Origin of the sequence: Paenibacillus sp. Cedars (genome assembly GCF_003184205.1) — a bacterium.
Taxonomy (GTDB): Bacteria; Bacillota; Bacilli; order Paenibacillales; family Paenibacillaceae; genus Paenibacillus_AQ; species Paenibacillus_AQ glucanolyticus.
Genome location: NZ_CP020866.1, coordinates 5616973 through 5627940, shown reverse-complemented (window position 1 = coordinate 5627940; position 10968 = coordinate 5616973). Strand labels below are relative to the sequence as shown.

General features: G+C 52.9%; 8 protein-coding genes. All 8 read left to right on the top strand.

Annotated elements, in window-relative coordinates:
• The first annotated feature begins 12 nt into the window (after positions 1 to 12).
• The 8 genes from B9D94_RS27150 to smpB all read left to right on the top strand — a co-directional run bounded on the left by B9D94_RS27150 (position 13) and on the right by smpB (position 10968).
• A complete protein-coding gene (locus B9D94_RS27150; RefSeq protein ID WP_006207639.1) occupies positions 13 to 1203 on the top strand; it encodes an acetyl-CoA C-acyltransferase in 1191 nt (396 codons plus the stop codon).
• A gap of 636 nt (positions 1204 to 1839) precedes the next feature.
• Positions 1840 to 3630, top strand: coding sequence for an acyl-CoA dehydrogenase FadE (locus tag B9D94_RS27145; RefSeq protein ID WP_148248445.1), 1791 nt, complete (start codon positions 1840 to 1842; stop codon positions 3628 to 3630).
• 76 nt (positions 3631 to 3706) lie between these two features.
• Positions 3707 to 5386 (top strand): long-chain-fatty-acid--CoA ligase, encoded by a 1680-nt coding sequence (locus B9D94_RS27140; protein WP_006207640.1) that lies wholly within the window; start codon positions 3707 to 3709, stop codon positions 5384 to 5386.
• 210 nt (positions 5387 to 5596) lie between these two features.
• Entirely contained in the window at positions 5597 to 6046 is a 450-nt protein-coding gene (locus B9D94_RS27135) for a PaaI family thioesterase (protein WP_006207642.1), read from the top strand.
• A gap of 371 nt (positions 6047 to 6417) precedes the next feature.
• Positions 6418 to 6939 (top strand): hypothetical protein, encoded by a 522-nt coding sequence (locus B9D94_RS27130; protein WP_148248444.1) that lies wholly within the window; start codon positions 6418 to 6420, stop codon positions 6937 to 6939.
• A gap of 290 nt (positions 6940 to 7229) precedes the next feature.
• A complete protein-coding gene (secG, locus tag B9D94_RS27125; protein WP_006207643.1) occupies positions 7230 to 7460 on the top strand; it encodes a preprotein translocase subunit SecG in 231 nt (76 codons plus the stop codon).
• Positions 7461 to 7654: 194 nt separating this feature from the next.
• Complete coding sequence (rnr, locus tag B9D94_RS27120; RefSeq protein ID WP_148248443.1) at positions 7655 to 10336, top strand: ribonuclease R; 2682 nt, start codon at positions 7655 to 7657, stop codon at positions 10334 to 10336.
• A gap of 152 nt (positions 10337 to 10488) precedes the next feature.
• A complete protein-coding gene (smpB, locus tag B9D94_RS27115) occupies positions 10489 to 10968 on the top strand; it encodes an SsrA-binding protein SmpB (protein ID WP_148248442.1) in 480 nt (159 codons plus the stop codon).

Below are 10968 nucleotides of genomic sequence, written 5' to 3'. Positions count from 1 at the left end.
GAGGTGAATGGCATGAGAGAAGCAGTCATAGTATCCCTTGCCCGTACTCCGGTAGGGAAAGCAAAGAAAGGAAGTTTCGCCCAGACGCGCGTAGAGGATCTTGGCAAGGCGGTATTGGAAGCCGTCATTGAGCGTGCGCCGGGTCTAAAAAAAGAGGATGTCGAGGACATCATTCTCGGCTGTGCAATGCCGGAGGGTGAGCAGGGTCTCAACGTAGCGCGGATCATCTCGCTGTATGCAGGATATCCGGTGACGGTCCCTGCCCTGACCGTCAATCGCTTCTGCTCCTCGGGACTGCAAGCGATCGCCTTTGCGGCAGAGCGCATTATGCTTGGCCATGCGGAAGTCATCGTGGCAGGCGGCGTCGAGAGCATGAGCCATGTGCCGATGACCGGCTTCAAGCCAGCACCGCATCCGACAATTGTGGAGGAGATGTCTGAGGTATACATCGGCATGGGACACACCGCAGAGGAGGTGGCCCGTCGCTTTGGCATTACCCGCGAAGCGCAGGATGCCTTCGCGGCCAGCAGCCACGCTAAGGCAGCGGCTGCCATCGCTGAAGGGAAGTTCCGGGACGAGATCGTACCCGTGAACGTATCGCTGGCTGCCGCGGATGAGCAGGGCAAGGTCCGCAGCAGCAACTTCGCCGTGGATACGGATGAAGGGGTGCGGCCGGATACCTCCCCGGAGGTATTGGCAAGGCTCAAGCCGGCCTTTGCCCTCGGCGGTTCCGTTACCGCAGGCAACGCGTCCCAGACGAGTGACGGTGCAGCAGCCGTAGCCGTCATGAGCCGCGAGAAAGCGGAGGAGCTGGGTCTCACGCCGCTGGCTACCTTCAGATCGTTCGCCCTGGCGGGCGTTGAGCCAGAGATTATGGGGGTAGGACCCGTCGAAGCGATCCCGAAAGCGCTGCGCATGGCAGGGATCGAGCTGGATCAAGTGGATGTGTTCGAGATTAACGAAGCGTTCGCTTCGCAATGTCTGCACATCATCCGTGCCTTGGGCATTGACGAGAGCAAGGTCAACGTCAATGGCGGTGCCATTGCGCTCGGTCACCCGCTCGGCTGCACCGGCGCCAAGCTGACCGTCAGCCTCGTCTCCGAGCTCGCCCGCCGCGGCGGCGGTTACGGCGTCGTGAGCATGTGCATCGGCGGCGGTATGGGCGCCGCCGGGGTGTTCGAGGTGCACGCCGCCGGAGCGTAAGGAAGAGGGACTTGGAGCGTCTCAGCCGGGGCCAATCCCCAAAATAAGTCCACAAAAGGGACTTATACCTCCTGACCAAGGTGCTGAAGGCAGGGAGGGATAGCCACAGTCTAGTATCGGTGAGATCACCTGAAGAACGAATCAATACCTCAACAGTAGTTGATCCCTTAAAGTAGAAATTCCAGATTTTCAATCTATCAAATTCTGTCACGTTACTTATCTGGTCATGGAGATGTCCGCTCCGTACATGGACCGGACATCGCACCACTTACTCCAAACCACAGGCGAATGCAATGATAGCCGCAAGTTGGGGGCTTCCGGCAGAGCGTCAGCCCAGCGGAGAGGGCGGAATTGTACTGGAGAAACGAAGTGGTCGCCTTTGATTTTGGATTTCTACTATTAATAGACCCATTCCGGAAATCCAAAATCAACAGCGATCGGAAGGACAATCCGCACGCGCAGCGACCGGTACTATCACCGGATGTACTTGATCGATCGAATGGTCACATACCAGTACAATCCGCGCACGCAGCAACCAGTATTTTTTCACAGCCATGCATTTAAATAGCATCCCAGCACCACCAAGGCAATCCTTGTTTTTCGCCTAATTCCACATTCCGAAAGGGGAAACCAATCATGAGCGATAACCAAACCAAAGAACCGAAAATCAAAGGCGGCAGCTTTGTCATCGACAATCCCGATGTGCAGCGCATTCTGACACCGGAGGATTTCACGGAGGAGCACCGCATGATCGGTGAGACGGTACGTGACTTTATCGAGGGCGAAGTGGTGCCGCATGATGAAGAGCTGGAGAAGCTGAATTATGAGATGACGGTAGACCTGCTTCGCAAAGCCGGTGAGCTGGGCCTGCTGGGGGCGGATGTGCCGGAGCCGTTCGGCGGCATCGGGTTGGATAAGGTCAGCTCCACGATTATTAACGAGAACCTGGCTAAAGGCTCGTCCTTTGCGCTTTCGTTCGGTGCTCATGTCGGAATCGGCACGCTGCCGATCGTGTTCTTCGGCACGACCGAGCAGAAACAGAAGTACCTGCCGGATCTCTCAACCGGTACCAAAATCGCAGCTTACTGTTTAACGGAGCCGACCTCCGGCTCAGATGCGCTGGGTGCCAAAACCACGGCACGCCTGTCCGATGACGGAGAGTATTATATTTTGAACGGATCGAAGCTATATATAACTAACGCCGGATTTGCGGATATCTTTATCGTATACGCCAAGATTGACGGAGAGCACTTCACCGCGTTCATTGTCGAGAAGGAGATGGAAGGCTTCACGCTGGGGCCGGAAGAGAAGAAGATGGGCATCAAGGGCTCCTCGACGCGTCCGCTCTTTTTTGAAGACGTGAAGGTACCGAAGGAGAATCTGCTGGGCGAGATTGGAAAAGGACACCGGATTGCCTTTAACATCCTGAACATCGGACGGTACAAATTGGCAGCCGGCACCGTCGGTGCAGCAAAGGAATCCATTGAGCTGAGCGCGAAATATGCTAATACACGCAAACAGTTCGATACGCCAATCTCGCAGTTCCCGCTCATGCGCAAAAAGCTGGCCGAGATGAACATCACCGCCTTTGTGATGGAGAGCATGGTGTACCGTACCGCAGGACTACTTGACGAAGCGATGCAGGACATCGATTACAACGGAGAGGATGCGGGAATCCACTCGGCTGCAGCGATCTCCGATTATGCGATTGAATGCTCGATCAACAAGGTGTTCTGTTCGGAAGGACTCGATTTTGTGGCAGATGAAGGGGTTCAGATTCATGGGGGCTACGGGTATATACAAGAATATAAAGTGGAACGCATCTATCGCGACTCCCGCATCAACCGCATCTTCGAAGGCACGAACGAGATCAACCGGCTCCTGATTCCGGGTACACTTGTGAAGAAGGCCATGAAAGGCGAAATCGCGCTTCTGCAGAAAGCGCAAAGCCTCCAAGGCGAGCTGCTGCAGCTGGTGCCAGGTCAAACCTTTGAGGGCACACTGGAGCAGGAAGCGCACTTCCTGGACATGAGCAAGAAGATTTTCCTCCTCGCTGGCGGTCTGGCGGTTCAGAAGTTTGGAACGAAGCTGGAGAAAGAACAGGAGGCCTTGTCCAATCTGGCGGATATGATGATTGATATTTATGCCCTCGAGAGTGCACTGCTCCGTACCCGCAAGCAGATTGCCCGCACGTCGGAGGAAAAAGCAGCCAGCATGATCGAGATGACGCAGGTGTACGCATATGAGGCGTTCCAGCGCATGGAAGCACTCGCAAAAGAGACGCTTGCCTCGGTTGAAACCGGCGATATGCTGCGCATGCAGCTGTCGGTGCTCAAGAAACTGACACGCAGCAATCCGGTTGATACGGTGGCGCTCAAGCGCAGCATCGCAGCACGCGTAGTCAAGAACGAACGGTACACGGTATAAACCGCTACCTCAACAGAGAGAGATTTTTCTTGGAGTAGGAAAGAAGGAGCATTCCTTAGGAAAGGGTTGGTTTTGTATGGATGCAAAGCCTTGGCTGCCGTTTTATCCACCGGAAGTAGCCCCCGCTTTTGATTATCCGAAACAGAATTTGGCTTCATTTCTCGTAACGTCGGCGCAAAAGTTTCCGGATCGACCGGCGATGTATTTTATGGGCAAAACGATCAATTACAAAAGTCTGCTGGAGTCGTCCTACCGTATGGCGAACGCGCTCCGCAGCAAAGGGATCAAGAAGGGTGACCGGGTAGCGATTATGCTGCCCAACTGCCCGCAGGTGGTCATTTCGTATTATGGCGTGCTCCTTGCCGGAGGCGTGGCCGTGATGACAAACCCGCTCTACATGGAGCGGGAAATCGCGCATCAGATGAAGGATTCCGGTACCAAAATCATCATCACCATGGATATGTTTGTGTCCCGGGTCGAGAACGTGATTGAGGAGACGGAGCTGCAGCATCTCATCGTCACATCCGTGGCGGACTATCTGCCGTTCCCCAAGAACCTCCTGTATCCGATCAAGGCCAAGAAGGATGGCCCTCTTCCTGTTGTTCATTACAGCGACCGTGTTCATGCCTTCAAAAAGCTGCTAGCCGCCTCTTCGAATGAACCGATCTGCGAATCCGTGAACGCCGAGAAGGATTTGGCCCTGCTGCAGTACACCGGCGGCACGACCGGTGTCCCGAAAGGCGTGATGCTGACGCATATGAATCTGATCGCCAATACCGTACAGTCGGCGAACTGGTGCTTCCAGGTCGAGGACGGGAAAGAGCGGTATCTGGCGGCACTCCCCTGTTTTCACGTGTTCGGGCTGACGGTGCTGCTGAATCAAGCGATCTACCGGGCAGGCTTGCTGATTCTGGTACCGAAATTTGAAGTGACCATGATCCTGGACCTCATTAAAAAAATGAAGCCGACACTCTTCCCGGGCGCGCCGACCATGTACATTGCCCTGATCAATCATCCGCGGATCAAGGAATATGATCTGTCTTCGATCAATGCCTGCGTCAGCGGCTCTGCCGGGCTTCCGGTTGAGGTGCAGGATAAATTCGAGGAGCTGACGAAGGGCCGGCTGATCGAAGGGTACGGCCTAACCGAGGCTTCGCCGGTGACCCATGTGAATCCGATCTGGGGAAGACGAAAAATCGGCTCGATCGGCGTTCCGGTTCCGGATACCGATGCCAAGGTGGTCGACCCGGATACGGGCGATGAAATGCCGATCGGCGAACCCGGCGAGCTGATCGTGAAAGGGCCGCAGGTGATGATGGGTTATTGGAATCGGCCGGATGAGACCTTTGAGACGCTTCGCAACGGCTGGCTGTTCACGGGCGATATGGCAACGATGGACGAAGAGGGGTATTTTACGATCATCGACCGCAAGAAGGATATGATTATTGCAAGCGGTTTCAATATTTATCCTCGGGAAATCGAGGAGGTGCTGTATGAGCACCCTTCCGTGAAGGAAGCGGTAGTCGTTGGAACCAAGGACGAATATCGCGGAGAAACGGTAAAAGCGTATATCGTTCTGAAGGACGGGGCTTCCCCGGACCCTTCGGGCCTTGAGAAGTTTTGCCGCAGTCAACTCGCTGCGTACAAGGTGCCGCGTCAGTATGTGTTCCGCGACTCGCTGCCGAAGACGATGGTAGGCAAGGTGCTGCGCCGCAAGCTCCTGGAGGAGGAAGAGGAAGGCAGACCGACAGGCTGATGCATGGAATGGCTCATGTTGGATGCTGTCGAGACGGGCGGATTTAATGGAGAAATCGGTCGGAATTATCCCGGACGCAGACCGTTTGCCGTGCAAGCCTCGAGCGGGATGGGAGCGACCGGAATTTTCGCATCATCACTCTATAAATGGTATACGGCAGGAATGGAGACCGTATGTAATAATGTCATAAGAAAAAAAGGAGGCGGCCTGATGAATCATACCAATACCAACCCGGACACGAAGGCCGGACAGCCGGAATTCGACCGTGAGGCATACATGGAGGCCATGACCAAAGCGGCAGAGCCCACCTTCTGGGGATATCTCGGCTGCAAGCTTGCGTCTGCCAATTCGGAGGCGGTTGTTGTAACCCTGGATGCACAGCCTCATCATATGAATATGATGGGGATTGTGCATGGAGGCGTGCTCTCCTCATTGATGGATAACGCCATGGGCATTGCGGTCATGCTGGAGCGTCCCGGCGAGTCCACGGTAACTAGCAATCTTAACGTGCATTTTGTCATGCCCGCCAGGGCAGGAATGCTAACCGTAACGGCAAGCATTGTGCACCAGACCCACCGTTCGGTGACAACGGACTGCAAGATTACGAATGAGAAGGGCGATCTTGTCGCGATCAGCACGGGGTCGTTCCGGGTGAAATAAAGCAGCGCAGCTGCTATGGAACCGATGGTCTGTCATCCTTATCCTTTGAAGGAGAAGGAGGCAGGCCATTTTTTCTGTGCTCTGGAAATTTGTACATCTATTTGATTCATGGGTACTTGGGACGAAACTTCCATTAATAGCATCGGTGTTGGTCCTTACTAAATCTCAGTTGGATGAACCAAGGATGGCAGTCAATGGACCATGCAGATCAGTGGATTTATACCCATTAAATAAAAGTAATGATCAAAACCCCCCATTTTTGTGAAATGGGTTTTTTTTCTTTTCTGTTTTATAATTTACAATAGGATTATGTATATAAAACAAGCAGCTACTCCAAAGGGAAGTACAGGAGGAGAAGAAGGTGAATCACTTTGAAAGTAAAATTAATAATCTCATTATTGGTCTTATTATTCGTTTTCAGTATCTTTATTCAATTCTTTATTCTCGAGAACAAACCTATTGAAACAAAGATTGTTGAACAGCTTACTATTCAAGATAATACTTTTAAAGAATTGGTTCATTATGACATGAAAAACAATAATATTTATGCGTTTTATACAAATACAGTATATAACACTTATCCTGGACTTGGATTAGGTGTATTAGAGAACAACAGAAAAATGAAAACGCACATAGTAGGAGGTATACCGATTGACTCTGATAAAGGCTTTACATATGAAGTTGCTGAATCCAAACAATTTAGCGTTGTTTACGGGACAATTACCAACCACCAAATAACAACAATAGAGGTAAATGGGCAAAAGGGTAATTTAGTAAGAGAAGGTGATTTAGTTTTATGGTATTATATCTGGGGAGATAATCCTCCACTAAGCCTTTCAATCCAAGCCAAGGAACAAACTGGTAAGGTTCTGTTTGACGAAAAATTGTTCTAGATCCATACTCGGTGGTTACGCTTGTACTAAATGTCTCAAATAAATGAGACATCTTTCTGAAATGTACTTTACAAATACAATGGGACCGTCCGTGTTTTCTGGAAATTATAAGTGCCGTGATGTATGACCGGAGAAACACAGTGACATGATTCCGGTCCTTGTTAATCCCTGTTATTCTTGTCAAGGCGATAAAGCTGTGGTACAATGAAAATGCTGTTTTTCATGTAGAATCTAGAATGTCTCGTTAAGATAATAAATTCAGATGTTTACATACGTAGGAGGTGGAAGTCATGGTTATATTTTTTGAAGTGTTGCTTGTTATTTTCTCCATCGGGTTGATTACTGTCGTTCTTCTCCAAAAAGGGAAAAGCGCAGGTCTTGCCGGTGCCATCTCCGGCGGTGCGGAACATCTTTTTGGTAAAACGAAGGCTCGCGGTATGGATCTCGTACTGCAGCGCACAACGGTAGGTCTTGCAGCTGGATTTATGATTTTGGCCATCGTTGTTGCTATGTTGAAATAACAAGAATGTTACCCTCGCTTTTTCACTCTTGGAAGAGCGGGGGTTTTTTATTTGCCTAAAAAATGGAAAATTATATCTTTCGTATGGTCCGAAGGATACCGCAGATTAATTTCGTGTATACTAGGGTATGTGTATATGAAGGTAAAGAATGGATAGAGGAACGATGAAATTGCAGGTTCCCCGAGGTGATAATCATGATAACTGAACAAATTTTACTGGACTTTATGCGGGAAACTGCATACAAACCGATGACGTATCAGGAATTGGAACAACATTTCGCGATTGAAGACGCCCATGAATTCAGGGAGTTTCTGAAGCTGCTGAATGAGCTTGAGCAATCCGGAAAAATCATCCTGACGAGCACCCAGCGCTATGGCGTGCCGGAACGGATGTCTTTGCTGCGCGGACGTCTGCAGGCCCATGCGAAGGGCTTTGCTTTTCTGATTCCAGACGACCGGGAGCACCCGGATGTGTACATTCATGCCAATGATCTCAAGAGTGCCATGAACGGAGATATCGTCTTAATCAAGATTAGTTCCAAACATAACGACGGCGGCAAAATGGAAGGCGAAGTTGTCCGTATCTTGACGCGCGCTGTGACGCAAGTGGTCGGCGTGTTCCAGAACCATGAAGCCTATGGCTTTGTGCTGCCGGATGACAAACGGATCAACCGGGATATTTTTATTCCGAAGCATGCCATAAACGGTGCTGTTGATGGCGTGAAGGTTGTGGTGAAGCTGGTCAGCTATCCGGAAGGAAGAGCTGCGGCTGAGGGCGAAGTTGTGGAGATTCTGGGTCACAAGGATGATCCGGGCATCGATATTCTGTCCATTATCCGCAAGCACCAGCTGCCGGAGGGTTTTCCGGAGGAAGTGCTGGCCGAGGCGGATGCAGCGCCGGATTCCATTACGGAAGATGAGATTGTACAGCAGGGCCGCCGCGATCTGCGCGGGCTGAACATTGTGACGATTGACGGCGAAGATGCCAAGGATCTCGATGACGCAGTGAATGTAGAACGTTTGCCGAACGGGAACTTCCGTCTGGGCGTTCATATTGCCGATGTCAGCTACTACGTGCGTGAGCGCTCTGAGCTGGATAAGGAAGCCTACAACCGTGGATGCAGCGTCTATCTGGTGGATCGGGTGATTCCGATGCTTCCGCACCGTCTGTCCAACGGGATTTGCAGTTTGAATCCGCAGGTGGATCGTCTGACGATGTCCTGCGAGATGGAATTCAACGAGCAGATGAAGGTCGTGAAGCACGACATCTTCACCAGTGTTATTCGCACGAAGGAACGGATGACGTACAACAATGTGCGCAAAATTCTGGTGGATGAGGATCCCGAGCTGATCGAGCGCTACAGTGACCTCGTCGAGGATTTCCGCTTGATGCGCGAGCTGGCGCTGAAGCTGCGGAATCGCCGGATGCGCCGTGGCGCGGTGGATTTCGATTTTGTGGAATCCAAGGTTATCGTGGACGAGAACGGCAAAGCCGTGGATATCGTCAAAAGAGAACGCTCCATTGCCGAGCAGATCATTGAAGAATTCATGCTGGCCGCCAACGAAACCGTGGCTGAGCATTTCCACTGGCTCAAGGTGCCGTTCATCTACCGGATCCATGAGGACCCGGATCAGGAGAAGCTGCAAAACTTCATGGCGTTCGCGGCCAATTTCGGGCATCAGGTGAAGGGACGGGGCAACTCGATCCATCCGCGCGCCCTGCAAAACCTGCTGGAGGATATTCAAGGCACGAAGGAGCAGACCGTGCTCAGCACGATGATGCTCCGTTCGATGAAGCAGGCGAAATACGATGCGGAGAGCACGGGCCACTTCGGCCTTGCGGCAGAGTATTATTCCCACTTTACGTCTCCGATCCGGCGTTATCCCGATCTGGTTATTCATCGGGTCATCCGGGAAGTACTGGAGAGCGGAGGTGCGCTTGATGAGAAGCGCCACGAGCATCTGTCCGGCCGGATGGCTGACATTGCGCAGCAATCCTCGGAACGGGAACGTGTGGCGGTGGATGCCGAGCGGGATACGGAAGCCCTCAAGAAAGCGGAGTTCATGCTGGATAAGGTCGGTGAAGAATTCGAAGGCATTATCAGCAGCGTGACCAGCTTCGGCATGTTCATTGAGCTGGAGAATACGGTTGAAGGCTTGATTCGTCTCAGCGCGATGACCGATGATTATTATCATTTCGATGAGGGCCATATGGCGCTGATCGGGGAGCGGACCTCGAAGGTATACCGCATCGGTGATGATGTGAAGGTTCGCGTGGCGAAGGTGAACATGGACGACCACACCATCGATTTTGAGATGGTGGATATGAAGCCGCGCCGTCAAGGGCGCGGCGAAGGCGACCGCGGCGGCAACGGCGGCCGCGGGTTTGGTGCCCGCGATGGCGCAGCCCGCGGGGGCAAGGGCCGCGGTGGTAAGCGCGGCCCGGGTGAAGGCGGCGCGCCAGGCGGGCGCCGCAATGACAGTGCCGGCGGCCAGGGTGGCCGCGGCGATGGCGCATCCGCCGGGCGCGGCAAGCGCGGCGGCGGTGAAGCTGCTGCCGAGACGGGCGAGCAGCAGTCGCAGGCGTCGAACTTCGCCTTTGGCTCTGGCAAAGGCGGTTACACCTCCGCGGGCGGCGGCGCCCTCGGCTTTGACCGCAATGCCCGCAGCTCAGGCGGCGCCGGTGGCAAGAACCGGCGCAAGAAGACGTCGGGCAGCGGCATCTTCATCGGAGCCGGAGCAACACCGGGCGGTGTCAGTGGTGGAGGTAACTCCGGCGGCAATGGCAATGGCTCTGCTGGAGGCGGCGGTGGCCGCAAGCGGAAGAACAAGGGCGGGAACAGTACAGCCGCTTTTGTCCGCAAGAAGAAAAAGTAAGGTTCCACTTCCCATCTATTGCTGGAGAAGCTTGCCCCGCCTTGCTTTTGGAGGCAGACGTTTGATACAATGGACTTCTGGTGAGATTGCATATTGGCGGTCTGCCGGAAGTCCTTTTTTCATAAACATTGTTGACGACAAGGGGTGAGACCATGGGTAAGAAAAGTGACGGGAAGGTTCTGGCCCAGAACAAAAAAGCTTCCCATGATTACTTCATCGAGGATACCTATGAAGCCGGGATGGTCCTGACCGGAACGGAGATCAAGTCCATTCGGAACGGCCGTGCCAATATTGGAGACGCGTTCGCCACCATTCGGAATGGCGAGATTCATATCCATAACATGCATATCAGCCCGTTCGAGCAGGGGAACCGTAACAATCCATTGGACCCTACGCGTACACGGAAGCTGCTGCTGCATAAGGAGCAGATCCGCAAGCTGCTGGGATTGTCCAAGCAGGATGGCTACGCGATTGTACCGCTGAAGATCTACATCCGCAACGGTTATGCGAAGTTATTGCTGGGCCTCGGTAAAGGTAAGCGTCAGTATGACAAGCGTGCCGATGCTGCGAAGAAGGATGCACAGCGCGATATCCAGCGTGCGCTGCGCGAGAAGCAGAAGATTGCAAGGTAA

Coding starts and splice junctions, on each gene's coding strand:
- B9D94_RS27150 (WP_006207639.1), top strand. CDS start 13: ATGAGAGAAGCAGTCATAGTATCCCTTGCCCGTACTCCGGTAGGGAAA.
- B9D94_RS27145 (WP_148248445.1), top strand. CDS start 1,840: ATGAGCGATAACCAAACCAAAGAACCGAAAATCAAAGGCGGCAGCTTT.
- B9D94_RS27140 (WP_006207640.1), top strand. CDS start 3,707: ATGGATGCAAAGCCTTGGCTGCCGTTTTATCCACCGGAAGTAGCCCCC.
- B9D94_RS27135 (WP_006207642.1), top strand. CDS start 5,597: ATGAATCATACCAATACCAACCCGGACACGAAGGCCGGACAGCCGGAA.
- secG (WP_006207643.1), top strand. CDS start 7,230: ATGGTTATATTTTTTGAAGTGTTGCTTGTTATTTTCTCCATCGGGTTG.
- rnr (WP_148248443.1), top strand. CDS start 7,655: ATGATAACTGAACAAATTTTACTGGACTTTATGCGGGAAACTGCATAC.
- smpB (WP_148248442.1), top strand. CDS start 10,489: ATGGGTAAGAAAAGTGACGGGAAGGTTCTGGCCCAGAACAAAAAAGCT.